The 22,842-nt window shown below is 71.8% G+C and carries 21 protein-coding genes; 16 read left to right on the top strand and 5 right to left on the bottom strand.

Annotated elements, in window-relative coordinates:
- The first annotated feature begins 6 nt into the window (after window positions 1-6).
- Complete coding sequence (locus tag V6S67_RS05830; RefSeq protein WP_334209345.1) at window positions 7-822, top strand: sulfite exporter TauE/SafE family protein; 816 nt, start codon at window positions 7-9, stop codon at window positions 820-822.
- On the opposite strand, the gene V6S67_RS05835 is transcribed toward V6S67_RS05830, so the two are convergent.
- Together V6S67_RS05835 and V6S67_RS05840 are read right to left on the bottom strand one after the other, a co-directional pair.
- Window positions 808-1,941, bottom strand: a complete 1,134-nt coding sequence (locus V6S67_RS05835) for an aminoglycoside phosphotransferase family protein (protein ID WP_334209346.1) — start codon at window positions 1,939-1,941, stop codon at window positions 808-810. The two genes, V6S67_RS05830 and V6S67_RS05835, sit on opposite strands and share 15 nt — an antisense overlap.
- Complete coding sequence (locus V6S67_RS05840) at window positions 1,934-3,268, bottom strand: DUF4439 domain-containing protein (protein WP_334209347.1); 1,335 nt, start codon at window positions 3,266-3,268, stop codon at window positions 1,934-1,936. The genes V6S67_RS05835 and V6S67_RS05840 overlap by 8 nt, the downstream gene beginning before the upstream one ends.
- A 105-nt stretch (window positions 3,269-3,373) precedes the next feature.
- Here V6S67_RS05840 and rimP point away from each other — a divergent pair, with 105 nt between their 5' ends.
- The 5 genes from rimP to rbfA all read left to right on the top strand — a co-directional run bounded on the left by rimP (window position 3,374) and on the right by rbfA (window position 9,083).
- Complete coding sequence (rimP, locus tag V6S67_RS05845) at window positions 3,374-4,003, top strand: ribosome maturation factor RimP (RefSeq protein WP_442884853.1); 630 nt, start codon at window positions 3,374-3,376, stop codon at window positions 4,001-4,003.
- A 10-nt stretch (window positions 4,004-4,013) separates the two neighbouring features.
- A complete protein-coding gene (nusA, locus tag V6S67_RS05850; protein WP_334209349.1) occupies window positions 4,014-5,003 on the top strand; it encodes a transcription termination factor NusA in 990 nt (329 codons plus the stop codon).
- A 146-nt stretch (window positions 5,004-5,149) separates the two neighbouring features.
- Window positions 5,150-5,473 (top strand): YlxR family protein, encoded by a 324-nt coding sequence (locus tag V6S67_RS05855; RefSeq protein WP_334211540.1) that lies wholly within the window; start codon window positions 5,150-5,152, stop codon window positions 5,471-5,473.
- A 121-nt stretch (window positions 5,474-5,594) separates the two neighbouring features.
- Entirely contained in the window at window positions 5,595-8,549 is a 2,955-nt protein-coding gene (gene infB, locus V6S67_RS05860) for a translation initiation factor IF-2 (RefSeq protein WP_334209350.1), read from the top strand.
- A gap of 96 nt (window positions 8,550-8,645) precedes the next feature.
- Entirely contained in the window at window positions 8,646-9,083 is a 438-nt protein-coding gene (gene rbfA, locus V6S67_RS05865; RefSeq protein ID WP_334209351.1) for a 30S ribosome-binding factor RbfA, read from the top strand.
- 79 nt (window positions 9,084-9,162) lie between these two features.
- Here the strand turns inward: rbfA and V6S67_RS05870 are convergent, their stop codons facing one another.
- Window positions 9,163-10,338: a pyridoxal phosphate-dependent aminotransferase gene (locus V6S67_RS05870; protein ID WP_334209352.1), complete on the bottom strand. Its 1,176-nt coding sequence runs from the start codon at window positions 10,336-10,338 to the stop codon at window positions 9,163-9,165.
- Between the two features lie 90 nt (window positions 10,339-10,428).
- On the opposite strand from V6S67_RS05870, the gene truB reads away from it, so the two are divergent.
- The 8 genes from truB (at window position 10,429) to V6S67_RS05910 (ending at window position 18,501) form a co-directional block, all read left to right on the top strand.
- Window positions 10,429-11,331 carry a tRNA pseudouridine(55) synthase TruB gene (gene truB / locus V6S67_RS05875; protein ID WP_334209353.1) on the top strand — a complete coding sequence of 301 codons (903 nt, stop codon included), beginning with the start codon at window positions 10,429-10,431 and terminating at the stop codon, window positions 11,329-11,331.
- A 2-nt stretch (window positions 11,332-11,333) separates the two neighbouring features.
- Window positions 11,334-11,702 (top strand): hypothetical protein, encoded by a 369-nt coding sequence (locus tag V6S67_RS05880; protein ID WP_334209354.1) that lies wholly within the window; start codon window positions 11,334-11,336, stop codon window positions 11,700-11,702.
- A gap of 26 nt (window positions 11,703-11,728) precedes the next feature.
- A complete protein-coding gene (locus tag V6S67_RS05885) occupies window positions 11,729-12,145 on the top strand; it encodes a hypothetical protein (protein WP_334209355.1) in 417 nt (138 codons plus the stop codon).
- 106 nt (window positions 12,146-12,251) lie between these two features.
- Window positions 12,252-12,932 (top strand): DUF4345 domain-containing protein, encoded by a 681-nt coding sequence (locus V6S67_RS05890; protein ID WP_334209356.1) that lies wholly within the window; start codon window positions 12,252-12,254, stop codon window positions 12,930-12,932.
- Between the two features lie 163 nt (window positions 12,933-13,095).
- Window positions 13,096-14,091 carry a bifunctional riboflavin kinase/FAD synthetase gene (locus V6S67_RS05895; protein ID WP_334209357.1) on the top strand — a complete coding sequence of 332 codons (996 nt, stop codon included), beginning with the start codon at window positions 13,096-13,098 and terminating at the stop codon, window positions 14,089-14,091.
- Between the two features lie 103 nt (window positions 14,092-14,194).
- Complete coding sequence (gene rpsO, locus V6S67_RS05900; protein WP_087072138.1) at window positions 14,195-14,464, top strand: 30S ribosomal protein S15; 270 nt, start codon at window positions 14,195-14,197, stop codon at window positions 14,462-14,464.
- Window positions 14,465-14,771: 307 nt separating this feature from the next.
- On the top strand, window positions 14,772-17,027 hold the full coding sequence (locus V6S67_RS05905) for a polyribonucleotide nucleotidyltransferase (protein ID WP_334209358.1): 2,256 nt from the start codon (window positions 14,772-14,774) through the stop codon (window positions 17,025-17,027).
- 103 nt (window positions 17,028-17,130) lie between these two features.
- Window positions 17,131-18,501, top strand: coding sequence for a M16 family metallopeptidase (locus tag V6S67_RS05910; protein WP_334209359.1), 1,371 nt, complete (start codon window positions 17,131-17,133; stop codon window positions 18,499-18,501).
- On the opposite strand, the gene V6S67_RS05915 is transcribed toward V6S67_RS05910, so the two are convergent.
- The gene (locus tag V6S67_RS05915) at window positions 18,498-18,749 is read right to left on the bottom strand and encodes a MoaD/ThiS family protein (RefSeq protein ID WP_334211541.1); all 252 of its coding nucleotides are present in this window, start codon (window positions 18,747-18,749) and stop codon (window positions 18,498-18,500) included. The two genes, V6S67_RS05910 and V6S67_RS05915, sit on opposite strands and share 4 nt — an antisense overlap.
- Window position 18,750: 1 nt before the next feature.
- Window positions 18,751-19,818, bottom strand: a complete 1,068-nt coding sequence (gene moaA / locus V6S67_RS05920; RefSeq protein ID WP_334209360.1) for a GTP 3',8-cyclase MoaA — start codon at window positions 19,816-19,818, stop codon at window positions 18,751-18,753.
- Between the two features lie 135 nt (window positions 19,819-19,953).
- On the opposite strand from moaA, the gene V6S67_RS05925 reads away from it, so the two are divergent.
- Together V6S67_RS05925 and V6S67_RS05930 are read left to right on the top strand one after the other, a co-directional pair.
- Window positions 19,954-21,513, top strand: a complete 1,560-nt coding sequence (locus V6S67_RS05925; RefSeq protein ID WP_334209361.1) for a molybdopterin-dependent oxidoreductase — start codon at window positions 19,954-19,956, stop codon at window positions 21,511-21,513.
- Window positions 21,514-21,535: 22 nt separating this feature from the next.
- A complete protein-coding gene (locus V6S67_RS05930) occupies window positions 21,536-22,840 on the top strand; it encodes a molybdopterin molybdotransferase MoeA (RefSeq protein ID WP_334209362.1) in 1,305 nt (434 codons plus the stop codon).
- Window positions 22,841-22,842 lie beyond the last annotated feature (2 nt).

Below are 22,842 nucleotides of genomic sequence, written 5' to 3' on the forward strand. Positions count from 1 at the left end.
CGCGCGGTGTCCGGGCTCGAGGAACTGCACCTCGCCACGATCCTGCTGGTCCTCGTCGCGGGATTCGCCGCGGGCTGGGTGGACGCCGTCGTCGGGGGAGGAGGGTTGCTGCAGCTGCCCGCCCTCCTCCTCGTACCCGGCATCACGCCCGTGGAGGCCCTCGCGACCAACAAGCTGGGCTCCATCTTCGGCACGACGACGAGCGCCGTCACGTACTACCGCCGCGCCCACCCGGACCTGCGCACCGCCCTGCCCATGGCGGGGATCGCCCTTGTGGGGAGCTTCGGCGGCGCGATCCTCGCCGCGTCGCTGCCGTCGTCGGTGTTCAAGCCGATCATCGTCGTGGCGCTCGTCGCCGTCGCGGTGTTCACGGCCCTCAGGCCCTCGGTGGGGACGCTCACGCAGCTGCGGCACCAGGGGGCACGGCACTACGGGACGGCCGGCGCGATCGGCCTCGTGATCGGCTTCTACGACGGGCTGATCGGCCCCGGCACCGGGTCCTTCCTTATCATCGCGATGGTCACGCTGCTCGGGTACAACTTCCTCGGCGCGAGCGCGAAGGCGAAGATCGTGAACATGGCCACCAACTTCGGGGCGCTCATGTTCTTCCTCCCCAACGGGTCCATCCTCTGGGGCCTCGGACTCCTGCTCGGCGTCGCGAACATGGCCGGCGGCTACACAGGGTCCCGCATGGCCATCAGCCAGGGGAGCAGGTTCATCCGCGTGGTGTTCCTCGCCGTCGTCGGGGCGCTGATCCTCAAGCTCGGCTGGGACGTATGGGTGGAGAACGTCAGGCCGCTCCTCGGCCTACAGGACGGGTAGCCCGCTGACCGGCGGCAGGCCGTCCAGCGTCCTGCCCAGGACCGAGCTCGCCACCCAGAGCGAGCGCTGCGCGTCGCCGGTCAGGCCCTGCCCGAGGTAAAACAGCGCGTTCCGCACCTCCCGGACCACCGTCCAGCCGTGGGCCAGCTCCGCATCCAGCCCCGCGGCGACGGCCAGCGCCGTGCCGTGCGCCCGGAGGTGCCCGGCGGGATCGCGTGCGTCGAGCTCGTCGAGGCGGTTCCACAGCATCGGCGCCACCGCGTACTCCGCGTCCCCGAGCACGGGTTTCGGGTCGATCGCCGTGAAGTGCAGCAGCTGCCCGGGCGACGACGGCAGCAGGTTCGCGTAGTGCAGGTCGGCATGCACGAGCACATCGTGGTCGGACCTCCTGCCCACGGCGCCGCGTGACTGGCACACCTCGAGGGCGGACTCCATGAGCCACCGCGGGAACGGCTCCCCGAGCTCGTCCCACCGCGCGGGCAGCGTGTCCGTCCACTCCTCGGCCGCCGCGGCCAGATGCGGGATGGCCGCCCACGCCGCGCTGTCACCGGGCCGTATCGACAGCTGCCGCACCACGGCGCCCCACGGGCCGGGCGTCGCGTCGAGGGGCACGTCGTGCAGCGACGAGTCGCCGTCGAGGCGTTCGAGCAGCAGCGCGAAGTCCGGGCGCGACGCCGCCAGCAGCCGCACGGCGCCCGTCCCGTCCCACAGCGCCAGGGCGTCGGGTTCCGGGAGGGCCTCGTCGTGCGGGACGGTGAGCTTGAGGACGCACCGCTGCGTCGTCGTCCCGGTGCGCCGGACGACCGGGACGACGACCGCGCACCGTCCTGCCCACACGGGCTGCCCGGGAGCGAGGTCCACATCGAGGTCCCAGGCCGCGAGCCGGTCGGTCAGCAGCTCCCGCCAGTCCCGCAGCCACCGGGCCCCACCGGTGATCGTCCGTGCGCTGCCCACGAGGCGTGGCGGCAGCTCGGGAAGCACCCCGTGGGCGTCGGCAGAGTGTGCAGTGTCGGGGGTGTCGGGGGTGTCGGGGGCGTCGGCAGAGTGTGCAGTATCGGGGGTGTCGCTGACCGGCTGCCGGTCGTGCCCGTCCGGCATCACGCCCGGTCCGCTAGTCATCGGCAGGCTCCTCGGGCTCCGCCGGCTCGTCCGGTGCGGTGGCGCCGGCCGCGCCGTCCTCCAGCCCGGGGAAGGCTCCGAGGGGTGTGCCCGCGTCGAGGCTACGCTGCGCGGCCGCGTTGAAGGCGGCGACGGCCCAGGCACGGGCGTCGGGCCCGACCGCAGGGATCAACCCCGCGTACAGCGCGGCATGCTCCTGCTCGAGGTGGCGCAGGGCCGCTGCCGGGTCCGCGCGGAAGTCCGGCTTGATCGCGAAACCGGCCGGTGCCGGGGCTGCCGGGGCGCACAGGTCCTCGAGGCGTCGGGCGGCGTCGTTGGCTGCCGCCCCGTGCAGCGACGACCGGGCGAGCAGGGCCGGCGCCTCGGGAAGCAGCGCCGCGGCGACCTCGTACCCGAAGCGTGCCTGGTCCTCCGCGGTCTTCGCACTGAGCAGGGCCTTCCGGTCGGGCTCAGGCCCGCGGGGCGTCCCGGCGCAGTCGGTGGGACCGGACGCAGTGGAGGGATCGGCGGGAGAGGACGGGCCGGACGGGCCGGCGGGGCCGGAGGGACCCGTGTCCGGAGCGGAGGGGGCCACGGGGGTTGCTGGGGCCGGGGCCACGGCGGCGAAGAGTCCCCTCGAGCCGGCCAGGTCCCCGGGCGGGACGGCATCGGCGGGCGGCAGGCCGGCATCGGCACCGAGGAGCGCACCGAGCAGCACCGCGTGCCGCCACTGGTTGGCCCCCGCCGACGCGAGCACGCGGGCCGGACCGGGCTCGGCGCCCACGGCGTCGCTCAGGCTGCGCAGGGCACTGTCCCGGAGCAGCGCGAGCACGCCAGCCGCGTCGGCCGGTGGGGGAGCGGGGACCGGCGGATTAGAAGGTTCTGACGGATCGGAGGGACCGGAGGCATCGCTGGAACCGGAAGCATCAGTGGAACCCGAGGAATCGGTGGCACCGGGCGAGGCATTCGGCGACGTGGGATCCGATGAGGTGGATCCTTCCGGAGGTTCCGTGGAGCGCGGCAGGGCGACTGCCTCCGCCTGTGCCGCCAGATCAGCGGCCACGGCCAGCAGGGCATCGGCGAGCGCCGGGTCCGCCGCCGCAGCCTCCCGGGCATCCTCGGCCAGTGCACGGTACCGCCCCTCGGCGTCGAGCTGTGTCCGCTCGGCGGCGGAGTAGACCGGGGCCTGCGGCTCGGCGGGAGTCACGCCCACGCCGACGCCGACCACCAGGAGGACCACGAGGAAGAGGCCGACGAGCCTCGCAGCGGCCCGGGCCCATCGCCCGGCAGCGGAGGCCGTGGTGCCGTCACGCCCTTGCTCTCTGCCCGTATCCGCCTGCCTGCTCACAGTTTCCGATGATCCCACGGCGGTCCGCCATTCACCCGGTCATACACCCGGCGTCCCGGAATGTCGGTACTCTTGGGAGACAACATCATCGAGTGGGAGGCAGCCATGGCGGTCCGGTCCGGGAACGAAAAACATGCCTCGACCCGCAAATCCGCCGTGGAGGCGGAACTGCAGGTTGAAGCACAGCGCCTGCGGACCAGGCTGCAGCCCGTCGTGGAGGAGCACAACCTCTACCTCGAGGACGTCGAGGTGAGGGTCGCCGGCTCGCACCGCACGGTACACGTGGTCGTCGACCTGCCCGAGGACGCGACGGGGAGCGTGGGACTCGATGTGATCTCCGCCATCTCCTCGGACCTGTCCGAGGCCATGGACAGCGATCCCGAGGACGACGACCGCCCCTACAACCTCGAGATCTCCTCGCCCGGCGTATCACGCCCCCTCACGGAGCCGCGGCACTGGCGCCGCAACGTGGGACGCATGGTCGAGGTCAAGCCGGTGACCGGCGACGTCGTCGTCGGGCGCCTTCAGGACGTCACCGCCGCGGGGATCCGGCTGATCCCCCAGCTGCCGGTCAAGAAGGGCATGAAGCCCAAACAGGGCGATCCACTCGCCCTCGAGTTTTCCAGGATCCGCAAGGGGACCGTCCAGGTCGAATTCGCGCATCTTGAGGATGAACACCACGATGACAGCGAGGGTGCCGAACCGGATGACACCGGCGCCGTGCACCCCGCGTAAGGAGACCCACATGGACATTGATATGAGCGCATTGAGGCTGCTCGAGCGCGAACGCGAGATCCCGCTGGACAAGCTGATCCCCACGATCGAGCAGGCACTGCTCATCGCATACCACCGCACGCCCGGCGCCCACGAGACGGCGCGGGCCGAACTGGACCGCCGCAACGGCCACGTCACCATCTGGGCCACGGAGAAGGACGACGACGGCGAGACCGTCGGCGAGTTCGACGACACCCCCGGCGGGTTCGGTCGTATCGCGGCGAGCACAGCGCGCCAGATCATCCTGCAGCGCCTGCGCGACGCCGAGGACGAGAACATCCTCGGGGAGTTCCGCGGCAAGGAGGGCGAACTCGTCGCCGGCATGATCCAGCAGGGCACCAACCCGCACATGATCCAGGTGAACCTGGGCTCCGTCGAGGCCGTGCTGCCGCCCCCAGAGCAGGTCCCGGGCGAGAAGTACCTCCACGGCACGAGGCTGCGCGCGTTCGTCGTCGACGTGCACCGCGGCATGAAGGGCCCCTCGATCACGCTGTCCCGCTCGCACCCGGGACTCGTGCGGAAGCTCTTCGAACTCGAGGTCCCCGAGATCGCCGACAAGACGGTCGAGATCGTGGCCCTCGCCCGCGAGGCCGGCCACCGCACGAAGATCGCGGTCAAGGCGAACGTGCCCGGCGTCAACGCCAAGGGTGCCTGCATCGGCGAGATGGGCACGCGTGTCCGCGCCGTCATGAACGAGCTGAACGACGAGAAGATCGACATCGTCGACTACAACGACGACGCCGCCTCCTTCATCGCCAGCTCGCTCTCGCCGTCGCGCGTCACGTCGGTGACCATCACGGACGAGGCCACGCGGTCCGCGCGCGTCGTCGTGCCCGACTACCAGCTCTCGCTCGCGATCGGCAAGGAAGGCCAGAACGCGCGCCTCGCCGCGAAGCTCACCGGCTGGCGGATCGACATCGTCTCCGACGCCGCCAAGCCCGCCCAGGCGGCCAAGGCGTAGCCGCACGGTCTGTCGGCGGGGCCGGAAGGGGTAGAATAGACGTGACTGCTGTGGAGTCGTGCCCGGAAGACTCCGCCCATCGAGGAAGTATCGGTGAGCGGGAGTCCGGGCAGCACCCGGAAGGCCACCATCCGCTACGCACCTGCGTGGGATGCCGCCGGCGGGACCGCCAGTCGAACGTGATGCGGGTTGTCGCACAACCGATCGACGGGATCAAGGTCGCCGTGGTCGACGAGCGGCGCCGGCTATCCGGACGGGGCGCCTGGCTGCACCCCGACCCGGCATGCTTGGAAACGGCCGTCAAGCGGAAAGCCTTTCACCGGGCCTTCCGCGGGCCGGTGGACACTGCCCGACTGGCAGAGGGCTTCCAGGCATCCCTGGAGCGTCGAGACACGCGCTCCGATTCATCACCGTCCTCCCTGAAAGCGGGTCAGTACCCTCATGGAAACCCGATGAGTACCCAGCGATGAGTGCGCAACGATGACTTTTTCGTTGCGCTCTGCAATCGATCGTCCAGGCGCCCCGGCGGCTGGGATCAGCAGGAAATAGACGGTTCGTGCCTGGCTCGGTGCGGACCGAGACAGGAGAAATGTGGCCAAGGTCCGCGTACACGAGCTCGCGAAAGAGCTCGGTATCACCTCGAAAGACGCAGTGGCTAAACTGCAGGAACTGGGCGAATTCGTCCGTTCAGCCTCATCCACCATCGAGGCCCCCGTCGTGAAGAAGCTTCGCGGCGCATACCCCGGCGCCGGCGGCACCAAGCCCGCCGCCGCTCCCGCACCCTCACGCCCCGCGGCCCCCGCGCCGTCGGGCCCGAAGCCGGGCGCTGCCCAGGCAGTCCCCGAGGCACCCGCCCCGGCCGCTCCCGCAGCACCCGCCCCGTCCGAAGCGCCCGCAGCTCCGGCTGCTCCGGCCGCTCCGGCCGCCCCGCAGGCATCCCCGTTCTCGAACGGTTCCGGTCCGGCGGAGACGCCTGCTCCGGCAGCTGCCGAGAACACCCCCGCGCCTGCCCAGCAGGACACCCAGGCCGGTCCGACGCCGGGAGCGCGCCCTGCGCCCCGACCGGCGACCCCGCCCGCCGCCCCCGCGGCAGGTACCCGGCCCTCGGGAGCCCGTCCCGGTGGCGCACCCCGCCCCGGCAACAACCCCTTCGCCCCCTCACAGGGCATGGGGTCGCGCCGCGGCGACAGCGACCGTGGAGCGGACCGCACCTCGGAGCGCCCGCCGCGTCCGGGGAACAACCCGTTCGCGCCGTCCCAGGGCATGCCCCGCCCCGGTCGTCGTGACGACGCCGGGACCGGCGGACCCCGCCCGGCCGCAGGTGCGGGCGGACCCCGTCCCGCCGCAGGTGCGGGCGGACCCCGCCCGGCCGCTGGTGCGGGTGGACCCCGCCCGGGTGCACCGCGCCCCGGCGCTCCCCGTCCCGGTGCCCCCGGCTCGCGTCCCACACCCGGGATGATGCCCAACCGCACCGAGCGCCCCGCAGCCCCCGGCCGCGGAGCCCCCGGCGCAGGTGCCGGTCCGCGCCGCGGACCCGGCGGAGCACCGAACAGCCCCAGCGGCGCACCCGCCGGCGGCGGCTTCGGCAAGGGCACCCGCGGACGCGGCGGCACTGCCGGCGCCTTCGGCAAGGGTGGAGCCGGCCGCGGCAAGCAGCGCAAGTCGAAGCGCGCGAAGCGGCAGGAACTGGAGCAGATGTCGGCTCCTTCGCTGGGCGGCGTGAGCGTACCCCGCGGAGACGGCAACACCATCGTCCGCCTGCGTCGCGGCTCGTCTATCACGGACTTCGCCGACAAGATCGAGGCGAACCCCGCCGCACTGGTCACCGTGCTGTTCCACCTCGGTGAGATGGCAACGGCCACGCAGTCGCTCGACGAGGACACCTTCGAGGTGCTCGGTACCGAGCTCGGCTACAAGATCCAGGTCGTCTCACCCGAGGACGAGGAGCGCGAGCTCCTCAGCAGCTTCGACATCGACTTCGATGCCGAGCTCGAGGCCGAGGGCGACGAGGATCTCGAGGTCCGTCCTCCGGTCGTCACCGTCATGGGCCACGTCGACCACGGTAAGACCCGACTGCTCGACGCGATCCGCAACACCAAGGTCGTGGAGGGCGAGCACGGCGGCATCACCCAGCACATCGGTGCCTACCAGATCCAGCACGTCCACGAGGACAGCACGCGCGCCATCACCTTCATCGACACCCCGGGCCACGAGGCGTTCACCGCCATGCGTGCCCGAGGCGCGAAGGTCACGGACATCGCGGTGCTCGTCGTCGCCGCGGACGACGGCGTCATGCCGCAGACCGTGGAGGCGCTGAACCACGCCCAGGCGGCCAACGTGCCGATCGTCGTGGCCGTGAACAAGATGGACAAGGAAGGCGCGAACCCCGACAAGGTCAAGGGCCAGCTCACCGAGTACGGCCTGGTCCCCGAGGAATACGGTGGCGACACCATGTTCGTCCACGTGTCGGCGCTCCAGGGCATGGGCATCGACGAGCTCCTCGAGGCCGTCCTGCTCACCGCGGACGCCGCGCTGGACATGCGGGCCAACCCGAACAAGGACGCCCGCGGTATCGCGATCGAGGCGAACCTCGACCGCGGTCGCGGTGCCGTGGCCACGGTGCTCGTGCAGTCCGGAACGCTGCACGTCGGCGACACGATCGTCGCCGGTACGGCCCACGGCCGTGTGCGAGCGATGTTCGACGAGAACGGCGACGTCGTCACCACGGCGGGACCCTCGCGTCCCGTGCAGGTCCTCGGCCTGTCCAACGTGCCCCGTGCCGGTGACACGTTCTTCGTCACCGACGACGAGCGCACCGGACGCCAGATCGCCGAGAAGCGTGAAGCGGCGGACCGCAACGCGGCCCTCGCCAAGCGCCGCAAGCGCATCAGCCTCGAGGACTTCGACCAGGCCGTCGCCGAGGGCAAGGTCGACACCCTCAACCTCATCCTCAAGGGTGACGTGTCGGGTGCCGTCGAGGCCCTGGAGGACTCGCTGCTCAAGATCGACGTCGGAGAAGGCGTGCAGCTGCGCGTCATCCACCGCGGCGTCGGTGCCATCACGCAGAACGACGTCAACCTGGCCACGGTCGACAACGCGATCATCATCGGCTTCAACGTGAAGCCGGCCGAGCGCGTCGCGGACCTCGCCGAGCGTGAGGGCGTCGACATGCGCTTCTACTCGGTGATCTACGCGGCGATCGACGATATCGAGCTCGCCCTCAAGGGCATGCTCAAGCCGGAGTACGAGGAGGTGCAGCTCGGAACCGCAGAGGTCCGCGAGGTGTTCCGTTCCTCGAAGTTCGGCAACATCGCCGGCTCGATCGTCCGGTCGGGCATCATCCGCCGCAACACGAGGGCGCGCGTGCTCCGCGACGGCAAGGTCATCGGGGACAACCTCTCCGTGGACTCGCTCAAGCGGTTCAAGGACGACGCCACCGAGGTCCGTACGGACTTCGAGTGCGGTATCGGCCTCGGGTCGTTCAACGACGTCAAGGAAGGCGACATCATCGAGACCTTCGAGATGCGGGAGAAGCCCCGCGTCTAGCACGTCGGTCTGCGCAGGCGTCCCGGTTCTCCGGGGCGCCTGCGCCATTCGTACCGGGCCCGGAAGGGTCCCCCCAGTCCAGTAGGAGTATCAGCAATGGCAGATCCGGCCCGCGCCGCGCGGCTCGCGCAGCGCATCAAAGTCATCGTCGCCGAGGCGCTCCGGCGCCGCGTGAAGGACCCGCGGCTGGAGGCGGTCACCATCACGGATGCCCGCGTGACCAACGATCTCCAGCACGCCACCCTGTACTACACGGTGCTGGGCGACGCCGAGGAGCAGCAGGCCACCCGCACGGCGCTCGAGTCCGCGCGCGGCGTGCTGCGCTCGGAGGTCGGCAAGAACATCACCGCGCGTCTGACGCCGACGCTCGAGTTCGTGCCCGACGAGGTGCCGGTCAACGCCAGCCACCTCGAGGAGCTGCTGCAGAAGGCCCGCGAGCGCGACGCCGAAGTGGCGGCGATCGCCCAAGGCGCCGACTTCGCGGGAGACGCGGACCCGTACCGCACGTCGGAGGACGACGAGGCGGGACGCTAGTCAGCCCGCGCGGGCACCGCACGGAAAGGCAGCCGGCCCTCGGGGGCGGCTGCCTTTCGCGTTCCCGGACCGGGCCGGGTCAGGCGGGAGGGGACGGGAACCGCGAGAGCCCCTCGACGAGTTCCTCCGTCCCGCCGCAGAGCGCGATCCTGACCCACCCCTCGCCCATCGCGCCGAACGCCGTGCCGGGGGCCACAGCGACACCCCGCTCGGCCAGGAAACGGCGGGTCCAGCCGCGCACGTCCCCGCCCGTCGCGTGGGACAGATCCGCCCACAGGTAGAACGCCCCGCGCGCGTCGAGGTAGCCGATGCCCAGGGCGTCGAGGACGGCCGTCGCCGCGTCCCGGTTGTGGCGGTAGTGCTCCAGGGCCGTGGACACATAGTCCTGCGGCCCGGTGATCGCGGCCAGGGCCGCGTACTGCGACGACGCCGCCACGCAGGAGACCGTGGCCTCCATGACGTTGCTGAGCAGCTGCTCCATGCCCGGCGGCGTGACGAGCGCGCCGATGCGCAGCCCGGTCAGGCCGTAGGTCTTGGACAGCGTCAGGGAGGTGACCACCCGCGCCTCGCGCGCCTCCGGCACGGCCTCGGGGCCGCCCGCGTCGAACCGCGCGGGGCTGACGTGCGGCACGTCGTACGTGAAGGCCTCGTAGCACTCGTCCGAGATGATCCACAGGTCGTTCCGGTGCGCGAAACGGACGAGCTCCCGCGTGAGGTCGTGGTCGAACACCGAGCCGAGCGGGTTGGACGGCGAGTTCAGCATGAGCACGCGGGTGCGCGGGGTGACGAGCCGCTGCAGGTCCTCGATGCGGGGCTGGAAGCCGTGGTGCGGCACGAGGGGGTAGGGCACGGGGACGCCGCCCAGCAGGCCGACCGTCATGGTGAACGTCGGGTAGCCGGGGTCCGGGATCAGGACCTCGTCGCCCGACCCGATGAGGGTGCTGAGGGCCAGGTGCAGGCCCTGCTGCGCGCCGGCCACGACGAAGACGCGGGAGGGGTCCTCCGCCACGCCGGACAGGCGCGAGAACCGCTCGGCGAACGCGGCCCGCACCGGGGCGAGCCCCGCGTTGGGCGTGTAGTTCGTGTCGTCGCGGTCGAGCGCGGCCATGCCCGCCTCGAGCACGTGCCGTGCCACGGGGAACCCGGGTTCGCCGATGCTGAGGACGATGGAGTCGGGCGTCGCCCACGCCAGCTGCGTGATCTCGCGGATCTGGTTGACCGGGACGTTGACCACACGGGACGGAGCGGAAGGCATAGGCAGGATCGTATCGCGCACCCAGGGCACCGGCGTCGGGGGCGCGGGACCGCGCAGCCGCGGGCCGGACGGGCCCATATACTGGGAGGCGTGAATTCCGGGCAGGTCCACTCAGGGCTGATCATCGTGGACAAGCCTCAGGGCTGGACCAGTCATGACGTCGTGGGCCGCCTCCGCCGGCTCGCCGGGACCCGGAAGGTGGGGCACGCCGGGACCCTCGATCCGATGGCCACCGGCGTCCTCGTGATCGGGATCAACCGGGCCACCCGCCTGCTCACCTTCATCGTGGGGACGTCGAAGACGTACACCGCCACCATCCGCCTCGGCCAGTCGACCCTCACGGACGACGCCGAGGGCGAGGTCACGGGCGGCAGCATCGCCGCCGCCGTCACCGAGGAGGACATCCGCGCCGCGGTGGCCGCCCTCACGGGCGACATCCAGCAGGTGCCGAGCAGCGTGAGCGCCATCAAGGTCAAGGGGGAGAGGTCCTACGCCCGCGTGCGCGCCGGCGAGGACGTGGACCTGCCCGCACGCCCCGTGACCGTCCACCGCTTCGACGTCCACGCCGTCCGCAGGGTCAGCAACGGACGGCTGCAGGACCTCGACGTCACGGTCGACTGCAGTTCCGGCACCTACATCCGCGCCCTCGCCCGCGACCTGGGGGACGCGCTCGGCGTCGGCGGGCACCTGACGGCCCTGCGCCGCACGAAGGTCGGCCCGTACTCGATCGAGCAGGCCCGCACGCTGGACGAGCTCGCGCAGGACCTGGAGGTCCTCCCGCTCGACGACGCCGGCCGCGCCCTGTTCCCGGTCCGGGAGCTGACGGACGCCGAGGCCGCCGACGTCTCCCACGGCCGGCGGATCGGGCCCAGCAGCGAGACCGACGCGCCCGTCGCCGCGTTCGCCCCGGACGGCACCCTCGTGGCGCTGCTGGAGAACCGCGGCGGGGCCGCCCGGACCACGCTGGTGTTCGCGCCGGGCGGGCAGGACTAGCCGTGGATCCCTTCCTCCTCGTCGGATCGCTGGTGTGCGTGCTGGCCGCCCTCCTGTGCATCGGCGCCGCCCTGCTGCGGCAGCCCCCCAACGACATCACCATCCTGTCCGTCGCGGCCGTCGAACTCTTCCTGCTGGCCTACGCGGTCGGCGCGGTGATCCGGCAGCTCACGGGAGACCCCGTGCTGGGGGAGGCCTGGGAGTTCTGGGGCTACCTCCTCACGGCGCTCCTGGTGCCGGTCGGGGCGTTCTGGTGGGCGATCCTCGAGAAGACGCGGTGGAGCAACTACGTGCTCGCGGCGGCGGGGCTGACGGTCTTCGTCATGCTCGTCCGCATGGAGCAGATCTGGGACGGGGTGGCGGGACTGTGACGGAGCGGGGACAGAGGCCGGACGGCGTGGCGGACGTCGAGGGATCGAGCCGGGCCGGCGGGCCCGGGCGGCTCCTGGTCGCCGTGTACGGGGTGTTCGCCCTCGCGGCGACGGCGCGCGCGGCCTTCCAGATCGCGACGAAGTTCGGCGAGGCGCCGCTCGCGTACCTGCTCTCGGCGGTCGCAGCCGTGGTGTACGTCGTGGCGACGGTGTCCCTCGCCCGGCCGGGTGCGCGCGCCTACCGGGTGTCGGTCGTGGCCGTCACCACTGAGCTCGTGGGCGTGGTCACCGTCGGACTCCTCAGCGTGTTCGACGCCGAGGCCTTCCCCCACGAGACGGTCTGGTCCGCCTTCGGCCGGGGCTACGGCTTCGTGCCCCTCGTCCTGCCGATCCTCGGACTCGTCTGGCTGCGCCGGAACCGACCCGGCCGCGCCACCGCCTGACCGGCGTCGCCCACCGTCGGCATCCACCGCGATCCGCCCCCGACGGCGGGCGGCACCGTGAGAGTATGGCCGGAGAGCATCATCCGGCCCGCCCCCAGGGAGTGACATGACCAGCAACAGCCCCGAGCACGAGAACCCGACGGCTTCCGGCGGGCGGCCCGTGGGACCGGACGCCCGGCCGCGGCAGGGGGCCGGGACCGGAGCGGCGCCCACCTCCAGTCCTGCCTCCGCATCCTCCACCCCCGCTTCCACCCCGGCCGGCACGTCCTCCACGGCCCCCACGACCTCCACGCCCGCGAAGGGTGGCACCACCCCGGCCAGGGGTGGCACCGCCCCCGCCAAGGGGAAGAAGCCCGGCAAGGGCTCGGGCGAGGACTGGAACGTCTTCCGGACCGTCGTCGTGCTGGTGGGCCTCGTGCTCGCCGCGTTCGGCGCCTACTACCTGATCCTCGGGACCGCGGGACTGCCCGACACCGAGGCCAGCCCCGCGAACCCCACGCTCGAGAGCCAGTTCAGGTTCTTCTCGGCCATGATGGTCGGCGTGGGCGCCGCCTTCATCACCATCGCCATCAAGTTCCAGTGGGCCAACATGCTCTGGCTCGTGTGCCTCATGGTCTTCATCGGCGGGATCGGCCGGGTGCTGTCCTGGGCCTTCTCCGGCACACCCAACTACGTCCTGATCATCCTCATGGTCGTGGAACTGGCGTTCCCCCCGGCCCTGCTCGTGTGGCACAAGTACATCGCGAAGACCAGCGACCTCCGCAGGGAGTTCGCGCAGCGCGGCTGACCCCGCGTCCCTCCGCCCGCTGACCGCCGCGCACGGCGCCCCCGCCCGTGCGCCCGGAGCGATGCCGTCCGCGGCAGGGCTTTCGGCCATAATGGGAGAGGCGATTCCCCCCGCCGGAGTTCATCCGCGGCCCCGGGGATCAGCCGGATCCCGAAGGAGATGCGTGTACTACTGGAGAGACCTGGACAGCGTGCCCCGGGAGTTCGGGCCCTCCGTCCTGACGCTCGGCAACTTCGACGGCGTGCACCGGGGCCACCAGCGCGTCCTGCAGCAGGTCGTCGAGGCGGCACGGCAGCGTTCCGCGGCCGCTGTCGTCGTGTCCTTCGACCCGCACCCCGCCCAGGTGCACCGCCCCGACGCGGCCCCCGAACTGATCATGGGCCTCGAGGACCGCGTGGCCACCCTCGCCGAGACCGGCATCGACGCGCTGCTCATGATGCACTACACCCTCGAGCTGGCCTCCAACACCCCCGAGGAGTTCGTGGAGCGGGTGTTCGTGCGGACCCTGAAGGCCAAGGCCGTGGTGATCGGGCACGACGTCCGGTTCGGGCGCGGCAACAGCGGCGACCTCGACACGATGCGCGCGCTCGGCCGGAAGCTCGGCTTCGAGGTCATCACCATCGACGACTTCGGCGCGAGCTTCCCCATGGACGCCACGGACGCCGACGGCGACCGCCGCTGCTCGTCCACCTGGGTGCGGGAGGCCCTGGAGGCCGGCGAGGTGGGGACGGCGGCGCGTGTGCTCGGCCGATCCCACCGCATGCGCGGCGACGTGGTGCACGGGGCGGCGCGCGGACGGGAGCTCGGCTACCCGACCGCGAACCTCGCCGCGTCCGCCCAGGGCTACATCCCCGCCGACGGCATCTACGCCGGCTGGCTGATCGACGAGGCGGGCACGCGGTGGCCGGCGGCCATCTCCGTGGGCTCGAACCCGACGTTCGACGGCGTCGACCGGCAGGTCGAGGCGCACGTCATCAACAGGCCGCCTGAGCGCGTGCAGGATTTCGACCTGTACGGGCAGGCCGTCGTCGTCGAGTTCGTCGAACGCCTGCGCGGGCAGGTCGCCTACACCGGGCCCGAGGCGCTCATCGAGCAGATGAAGCTCGACGTCGAGAACGCGCGCGGCCTGCTTTCGACAGAACCCCAGCCCAGACGCTAAACTGGTCAAAGATCCGGCTGCAGTCCGTGGTGGCTGGATTTTTCTGTGTCGTCGTGCAAGCGATGCTCAGCACTTGTTCACGGTACAACTCTAGGAGTTACTCGTGGCCCTTGACGCCGCCATCAAGCAGGAAATCATCAAGGAATACGCCCTGGCCGAAGGTGACACCGGTTCACCCGAGGTGCAGATCGCGATGCTTTCCCGTCGTATCCTCGACCTGACCGAGCACCTGAAGATGCACAAGCACGACCACCACACGCGTCGTGGCCTGCTGCTTCTCGTGGGTCGCCGCCGTCGCCTGCTGGACTACCTGCGGGACACCGACATCACGCGCTACCGTTCGCTCATCGAGCGCCTGGGTCTGCGTCGATAAGTAGCATCGGAAGGCGGCACCTTCTCTCCGGAGAGGGCGTCGCCTTCTCTCGCTGACGGGCATCGTCCGTCGGCGGATCGCAGGACAGCAGTACGGCAGGAACAGCACCACCAGCAGCAAAGACCGCACAACAGGGGTCAACCGGCACCGCGCATTCGCGGTCCTCGGTAGTGGTCCCCGGAAAGCATCGAGACGATGCCGCTCCGTGGATCTCGATCGAAGACCGGATGCTGTGGACCGTCCAGCGGGGACGGGACCACGACGGGTGCCGATTGCCTCCGATACCTGAGAAACGGAGGTGACTCTCTTGGAGGGTCCCGAAATCCAGTTCGCCGAAGCAGTGATCGACAACGGTCGCTTCGGAACACGCACCGTCCGCTTCGAGACCGGGCGTCTCGCCCAGCAGGCCGCCGGCTCCGCCATGGTCTACATCGACGAGGACACCGCCCTGCTCTCGGCCACGACCGCGGGCAAGCAGCCGCGCGAAGGGTTCGACTTCTTCCCCCTGACGGTCGACGTCGAGGAGCGCATGTACGCCGCGGGCCGCATCCCGGGCTCGTTCTTCCGTCGCGAGGGCCGCCCCTCCACCGAGGCCATCCTCGCGTGCCGCCTCATGGACCGCCCGCTGCGCCCCGCGTTCGTCAAGGGACTCCGCAACGAGGTCCAGGTCGTCGTGACCGTCCTCGCGATCAACCCTGACGTCCGCTACGACGTCGTCGCCATCAACGCGGCCTCGATGTCCACCCAGCTGTCCGGCCTGCCCTTCTCGGGCCCGATCGGCGGCGTCCGCGTGGCCCTCGTGTCCGACGGCAGCGGTTCCGACCAGTGGATCGCCTTCCCGAAGCACTCCGAGCTCGAGAACTCCGTCTTCGACATGGTCGTCGCCGGACGCATCGCCGGTGACGACGTCGCCATCATGATGGTCGAGGCCGAGGCCACCGACAACTCGTGGACCCTCATCAAGGAGAACGGCGCCACCGCCCCCACCGAGGAGATCGTCGCCGACGGCCTCGAGGCGGCGAAGCCCTTCATCCGCGCGCTGTGCGAGGCGCAGGCCGACCTCGCGGCGCGTGCCGCAAAGCCGACCGTCGAGTTCCCGATCTTCCTCGACTACCAGGACGACGTGTACGAGGCGATCGAGGCCGCAGGCTCCGAGAAGCTCGCCCAGGTCTTCCAGATCGCCGACAAGCAGGAGCGCAACACCGCCACCGACGCGCTCAAGGCCGAGCTCATGGACGCCCTCGGCGCCCAGTTCGAGGGACGCGAGAAGGAGCTGTCCGCAGCCTTCCGCTCGCTCAACAAGGCCGTGGTCCGCCAGCGCATCCTCAAGGACCAGGTCCGCATCGACGGCCGCGGCCTGAGCGACATCCGCAAGCTCACCGCCGAGGTCGAGGTCCTGCCGCGCGTGCACGGCTCCGCGATCTTCGAGCGCGGCGAGACCCAGATCATGGGCGTCACAACGCTGAACATGCTCAAGATGGAGCAGCAGATCGACTCGCTGTCGCCCGTCACGCGCAAGCGCTACATGCACAACTACAACTTCCCGCCCTACTCCACCGGCGAGACCGGCCGCGTCGGTTCGCCGAAGCGCCGCGAGATCGGCCACGGAGCCCTGGCAGAGCGCGCCCTCGTGCCCGTCCTGCCGACCCGCGAGGAGTTCCCCTACGCGATCCGCCAGGTGTCCGAGGCGCTGAGCTCCAACGGCTCGACGTCGATGGGCTCCGTGTGCGCCTCGACGCTGTCGCTGCTCAACGCCGGTGTGCCCCTCCGGGCGCCGGTCGCCGGCATCGCCATGGGCCTCGTGTCCGACGTCGTCGACGGCCAGACGCGCTACGCGGCGCTGACCGACATCCTGGGAGCCGAGGACGCCTTCGGCGACATGGACTTCAAGGTCGCCGGTACGTCCGAGTTCGTCACCGCGATCCAGCTGGACACCAAGCTCGACGGCATCCCCGCGTCGGTGCTGGCCGCCGCGCTGAAGCAGGCCCGCGAGGCACGCCTGCACATCCTCGGTGTGCTGCAGGCCGCGATCGACGCACCGGACGAGCTCTCCGAGTTCGCGCCGCGCATCATCTCGGTCAAGATCCCCGTGGACAAGATCGGCGAGGTCATCGGCCCCAAGGGCAAGATGATCAACCAGATCCAGGAGGACACGGGAGCCGACATCTCGATCGAGGACGACGGCACCGTGCTGATCGGCGCCACGAACGGCGAGTCGGCCGAGGCCGCCCGCGCCGCCGTGAATGCCATCGCCAACCCGCAGGTCCCCGAGATCGGTGAGCGCTACCTGGGCACGGTCGTCAAGACCACGACCTTCGGCGCCTTCGTGTCGCTGACCCCGGGCAAGGACGGCCTGCTGCACATCTCCGAGCTGCGCAAGCTCGCCGGCGGCAAGCGCGTCGACAACGTCGACGAGATCGTGTCCGTGGGCCAGAAGGTCCAGGTCGAGATCACGAAGGTGGACGATCGCGGAAAGCTCTCGCTCTCGCCCGTCGTCGCCGACGAGCAGCCGACCGAGGACGCCGGGATCGAGATCCCCCTCGCCGAGGGCGACGACGACTAGTCCGTCCAGAGCAGCCCACGGCCCGCGGCCCCGGCACCGACCGAACGACTCGGTCGGTGCCGGGGCCGTCGGCCTTTCCCCCCGAACTCCCAGAAAGACCAGGATGCCCCTGTCCTCCGTAGTGTCCCTTCCCCTGCTGCCGACGCCCCGTGCGGGCGCCGACGGCCTCGATCCCACCTTCGTGGCCGGGGATCCGGGCGGCAACGTCGTGCGGCGCAGCGTGCTGCCCGGCGGGGTGCGCGTGCTCACCGAGGCCATGCCTGGCCAGCGGTCCGCGACCATCGGCTTCTGGGTGGGCGTCGGCTCCCGCGACGAGGCCGACGGCGAGCACGGCAGCACCCACTTCCTCGAACACCTGCTCTTCAAGGGCACCACCCGCCGCTCCGCCATGGACATCGCGTCGGCCTTCGACGAGGTGGGCGGTGAGTCGAACGCGGCCACCGCGAAGGAGAACACCTGCTACTACGCGCGGGTGCTCGACTCCGACCTGCCCATGGCCATCGATGTCATCGCGGACATGGTGACCTCGGCCGTGCTGGACCCGGAGGAGCTCGAGCAGGAACGCGACGTGATCCTCGAGGAGATCGCGATGGACAGCGACGACCCGGCGGACGTCGCCCACGAGCGGTTCGTCGAGCTGGTGCTGGGGGACCACCCCCTCGGCCGCCCGATCGGCGGGACCCCCGAGGCCATCCGGGCCGTCCCGCGGGACTCCGTCCTCGCGCACTACCGGCGCTACTACACGCCCGGCGAACTCGTGGTCACCGCCGCGGGCGGCCTGGACCACGACGTCGTGTGCCGGCTCGTGCAGGAAGCGCTCGAGACCGCCGGCTGGGCGCTCGACGAGGGCGCCCTGCCCGTGGCACGCCGCTCCACCGCCGTCGCCCCGGTGACGGGGGAGACCGGCACGCACGTGATCCGCCGGGCCGTGGAACAGTCGAACATCCTCATCGGCTGCCCCTCCCTCACCGCGACGGACGAGCGCCGGTTCGCCATGAGCGTGCTGAACGCCGTCCTCGGCGGCGGGATGTCCTCCCGCCTGTTCCAGGAGATCCGGGAGAAGCGCGGCCTCGTCTACTCCACCTACTCCTTCTCGGCCGCCTACGCCGACGCCGGGTACTTCGGCATGTACGCCGGGTGCTCACCCGCCAAGACCGGGCAGGTCATCGAGCTGCTCGGGGCGGAGCTGGACCGGCTGGCGGCCGACGGCATCGACGCGGAGGAGCTCCGCAAGGCCGTCGGGCAGCTCTCGGGCGGGCTCGTCATGGCCCTGGAGGACAGCAGTTCCCGGATGTCCCGCCTGGGACGCTCGGAACTGGTCTCGGGGGAGTTCGTCGACATGGACACGTCGCTCGACCGCATCCGGTCCGTCACCGCCGAGGAGGTGCAGTCGCTCGCGCGTGAGCTGGCCGCCGCGCCGCGCACCACGGTCGTCGTCGGGCCGTTCGACTCCGCGGCGGACTTCGCGCGCTAGCCGCCGGCGAACGGCGGCAGGACGTCGAGCACGTCGTCGTCCTGCAGCACCGTCGCGGGATCGCGCAGCGCCACCTCGTTGAGGAGGAAGCTGCTGCGGTCCAGGACCTTCGCGAGCGACGGCCCCGCCGTCGCCGCGGGGCGTGCGCGCAGGTCCGCGAGGACGGCGGAGAGCGTGCGGCCGCCCGGCAGGCGCTCCTCGTCGACGCCGGTCGCGGCGCGGGCCGCACCGAAGTACCGCACCAGCATGTCAGCCACCGATGGCGCTCATCGACCGGTCGGGCTGCACGAAGTCGTCGGAGCCGAGGCCCGTGTGGTCCATGCCGTGCGCGCGTGGCTTCAGCCACATGGCCTCCCGCCACCGCTCGGCGACGGCGTCGTCGTCGGCCCCGGAGCGCAGGAGCCCGCGCAGGTCCGTCTCCTCGCGGGAGAACAGGCAGCTCATCACCTTGCCCTCCGCGGTGACGCGGGTACGGCGGCAGTCGGCGCAGAAGGGCTCCGTGACGGACGCGATGATCCCCACGATCCCGAGGACGGTGTCGGGGTCCTCCTTCGCCCGGACCTCCCACCGCTCGGCGGGGGCGCCGTCGCGGGTGCGGGGATCCGGCGTGAGGACGAAGCGCGTCTCGACGAGTGCGCGCATCTCGGCGGCCGTCACCATGCCCTCCTTCGTCCAGCCGTGGTCGGCGTCCAGGGGCATCTGCTCGATGAAGCGCAGCTCGAAGCCGCGGGCCACCGCCCACGCCACGAGGTCCGGGGCCTCGTGGTCGTTGATGCCGCGCATGAGCACGGCGTTGATCTTCACGAGGCCCAGACCGGCGTCGGCGGCCGCCTCGATTCCCTTCAGCACCCGGTCGAGGAACGGCCGGCGCGTCAGTTGCGCGAACGTCTCCGGGTGCAGCGAGTCCATGGAGACGTTGATGCGGGTCAGCCCGGCGTCCTTCAGCTGCACGGCGCGCCGGTCCAGGCCCAGGGCGTTCGTCGTCATGGAGATGGGCAGGTCGGCGTGGTCGGCGCGGATGTCCCGGATGATGTCGAGGAGGTCGGCGCGCACGAGGGGCTCACCACCCGTCAGGCGCAGCTCCCGGATGCCGAGCCGGTCGACGCCGATGCCCACCAGGCGCACGATCTCCGCGCGGGTGAGGACCTGGTCCTTCTGCAGCCAGTTGAGCCCCTCCGCGGGCATGCAGTACGTGCAGCGCAGATTGCACTTGTCCGTGAGGGACAGGCGCATGTCCGTGGCGCGTCGGCCGTGGATGTCGAGGAGCCCCTGCGCGGCCCCGCGGGCGTCGCGCGGCATCCCGAGGTGAACTCCCATGGGACGAGCGTACGCCTTCCGGCTCCGCGGCCCTACCGCGCGGACAGGGAAACGGACAGGGAACCAGCCCGCGCCCGCGGTCGTGTAAGGGATGGTCCTTTTCGGCGGCGCACCGTCGGGACCGGAAAGGCAGCAATGATCCGACGCCGCACCTGGGCAGCACTCTCCGGAGCCCTCGCGGTCGGTCTCGGTGTGATCGGCGGCGAACTGGCCGCCGCTGCCCTGAGCCCCTCGGTGACCCCGGTCAGCGCCGTGGGCTCCGCCGTGATCGACCTCCTGCCGTCCGGTGTCAAGGACTGGGCGATCGCCTGGTTCGGCACGGCGGACAAGGCCGTCCTCCTCACCGTCATCGCCGCGGCGATCGCGGTCCTCGCGTCCGCGGCCGGTGTCCTCGAGGACCGCCGGCCGTACGCGGGGCGCGCCGTCGTCGTGGGGTTCGGCGTCCTCGGCGCCCTTGCCGTCGCCTCGCGGCCGCAGTCGTCCCTCGTGTCGTTCGCCGCGCCCGTCCTCGCCGTGGTGCTCGCGGTGCTCGTGCTCGACGCCCTCGTGCGGGCGCTCGGCACCTGGGCCCGCACCTTCGACGGCGACGGCGGCGGCGCCGACCCGCGTCCGGCCCGCCGCCGGTTCCTCCAGGGAGCATCGGGGGCAGCCGTCGTCGCGGTGGCCACGGGCGCGGTGGCGGCCGGCGTGCGCTCCTCGCAGTCGGCCGTGGCCGGGCAGCGGGCCGCCGTGCGGCTCCCCGCGCCCGCGGCCGCCGGCACGCCGCCCCCGGCGGGGTCGGTCATCCCCGCCGGCGCCGCACTGGAGGTCGAGGGCATCACCGGCCTCGTGACACCGTCGGAGGACTTCTACCGGATCGACACGGCCCTCGTGGTGCCGGTCGTCGACCCGGCGCAGTGGTCCCTGAGGGTCACCGGGCTCGTGGACCGCGAGATCGAGCTCACCTTCGACGAGCTCCTCGCCCTGCCCCTGGTGGAGCGCCACATCACGCTCGCCTGTGTCTCCAACACCGTCGGCGGGGACCTCACCGGCAACGCCCGCTGGCTCGGCTGGCCGGTCCGGGAGCTCCTGGCCCGCGCAGGCGTGCAGCCGGGAGCGGACATGGTCCTGTCGCGGAGCGTCGACGGGTTCACCGCCGGAACGCCGCTCGAGGCGCTGACGGACGCGCGGGACTCCCTCCTGGCGGTCGGCATGAACGGCGAGCCCCTGCCCGTGGAGCACGGCTTCCCGGTGCGCCTCGTGGTGCCGGGCCTCTACGGCTTCGTGTCGGCGACGAAGTGGGTGAGCGAGCTGAAGGTCACCCGCTTCGCCGACGACAGCGCCTACTGGTCCACGCGCGGGTGGTCCGAGCGCGGTCCCGTCAAGACGTCGTCCCGCATCGACGTGCCGCGTGCCAACGCCCGCGTGCCGGCGGGCGACGTCGTCGTCGGGGGAGTGGCCTGGGCGCAGCACACGGGCGTGGAGGCCGTCGAGGTGAGGGTCGACGGCGGCCCGTGGGAGCGCGCGACGCTCGCGACGGCCATCTCCGCCGACACCTGGTGCCAGTACCGCGCCACGCTGCAGCTGGAGGCGGGCACGCACACCCTGCAGGCGCGGGCCCTGGACCGTGCGGGAGGCGTCCAGTCGGAGGCCTCCGTGGCGCCCGCGCCTGACGGTGCCGAGGGCCTGCACACGGTAACGTTCACGGTGACCTAGACCGGATCCGCGGAGGGCTGTCATGAGAAGAACCGTCGCCGAACACCGGTCCGCCGTCGCCGGCCTCCTGCGCTGGAGCAGCGGCTACGACGGCTCCGCCCCGGAGGTCCTCCCGCTCGTCGAGGCGCAGGGCCGCGCCCTGGCCGAGGACCTCCGGGCACCCGTGAGCCTGCCGCCGTTCGACAACTCGCAGATGGACGGGTACGCGGTGCACGCCGACGACCTCGGGGACACCGCAGCCCTCCTCGTCGCCGACGCCATCCCCGCCGGTTCGGTGCCGCCGCCCCTGCAGCCGGGCACGGCCGCGCCCATCATGACGGGCGCCATGCTGCCCGACGGCGCGGCCGCCGTCGTGCCCATCGAACGCGCCGACCCGGCGCAGTTCCACTCCCCGGCGGAGCGGGCCGCCGGGCCGGTCACCGTCCGGCTGCCCGGGGACGCCGCGCCGGGCCTGTTCGTCCGGCGGGCCGGCAGCGACATCGCCGAGGGGGCCACGGCCCTGCCGGCGGGCACGCTGCTCGGCCCCGCCCAGCTGGGCCTCCTCGCCGCCTGCGGCGTCGGCACGGTGCGCGTGCGCCCCCGCTTCCGCGTGCTGCTGCTCTCCACGGGCGACGAGGTCGCCGAACCCGGCACGCCGCTGGCTCCCGGCGCGATCTACGACGCCAACTCCACCCTCCTCGAGGCGGCCCTGCGCGAGGCCGGAGCCCTGGTCACCCGCCACCGGCTGCTCGGCGACGATCCCGCCGTGCTGCAGGAGGCGTTCGCGGCGATCCCAGCGGGCAGCACCCACCTCGTGCTCAGCACGGGCGGGATCAGCCAGGGCGCCTACGAGGTGGTCAGGCAGGCGCTGGCGGACAGCGCCGTCGAGTTCTCCTCGGTGGCCCTGCAGCCGGGCGGCCCGCAGGCCCACGGCACCCTCTCGGGCATCCCGTTCCTCGGCTTCCCCGGCAACCCCGTGAGCGCCCTCGTCTCGTTCGAGATGTTCCTCCGCCCCGCCCTCCACCAGCTGACCGGCTCCCCGGCCCCGCGCCCCGTGCTCGACGCCGTCCTCGTCGACGGCCTCGACAGTCCCGCCGCCAAGCACCAGGTGCGCCGCGGGCTCTACCGGGACGGGAAGGTGGCCCTCGTGGGCGGGCCCGACTCCCACCTCCTGCACGCCCTCGCCGCCTCCAACTGCCTCGTCCACGTGCCCGCCGGGGTCACGGCCCTGGCGGCGGGGGACGCCGTCGAGGTCACGCTCACCGGCCCCGTGCCCACGGACCCCTTCGCCGTCGAGGACGTCCTCGTGCTGGAGGACGCCGCGACCGATGCCGCCGGCACTGGTTGAAT

It is taken from the genome of Arthrobacter sp. Soc17.1.1.1 (assembly GCF_036867195.1).
Classification (GTDB): Bacteria; Actinomycetota; Actinomycetes; order Actinomycetales; family Micrococcaceae; genus Arthrobacter_D.

What these genes read in the sequence shown, in the direction of transcription:
- V6S67_RS05835 (WP_334209346.1), bottom strand. Translation starts at nt 1,941, where the DNA reads ATGACTAGCGGACCGGGCGTGATGCCGGACGGGCACGACCGGCAGCCG.
- V6S67_RS05890 (WP_334209356.1), top strand. Translation starts at nt 12,252, where the DNA reads ATGACCAGCAACAGCCCCGAGCACGAGAACCCGACGGCTTCCGGCGGG.
- moaA (WP_334209360.1), bottom strand. Translation starts at nt 19,818, where the DNA reads ATGGGAGTTCACCTCGGGATGCCGCGCGACGCCCGCGGGGCCGCGCAG.
- V6S67_RS05925 (WP_334209361.1), top strand. Translation starts at nt 19,954, where the DNA reads ATGATCCGACGCCGCACCTGGGCAGCACTCTCCGGAGCCCTCGCGGTC.
- rimP (WP_442884853.1), top strand. Translation starts at nt 3,374, where the DNA reads ATGGCGGTCCGGTCCGGGAACGAAAAACATGCCTCGACCCGCAAATCC.
- V6S67_RS05910 (WP_334209359.1), top strand. Translation starts at nt 17,131, where the DNA reads ATGCCCCTGTCCTCCGTAGTGTCCCTTCCCCTGCTGCCGACGCCCCGT.
- V6S67_RS05930 (WP_334209362.1), top strand. Translation starts at nt 21,536, where the DNA reads ATGAGAAGAACCGTCGCCGAACACCGGTCCGCCGTCGCCGGCCTCCTG.
- V6S67_RS05915 (WP_334211541.1), bottom strand. Translation starts at nt 18,749, where the DNA reads ATGCTGGTGCGGTACTTCGGTGCGGCCCGCGCCGCGACCGGCGTCGAC.
- rbfA (WP_334209351.1), top strand. Translation starts at nt 8,646, where the DNA reads ATGGCAGATCCGGCCCGCGCCGCGCGGCTCGCGCAGCGCATCAAAGTC.
- V6S67_RS05870 (WP_334209352.1), bottom strand. Translation starts at nt 10,338, where the DNA reads ATGCCTTCCGCTCCGTCCCGTGTGGTCAACGTCCCGGTCAACCAGATC.
- nusA (WP_334209349.1), top strand. Translation starts at nt 4,014, where the DNA reads ATGGACATTGATATGAGCGCATTGAGGCTGCTCGAGCGCGAACGCGAG.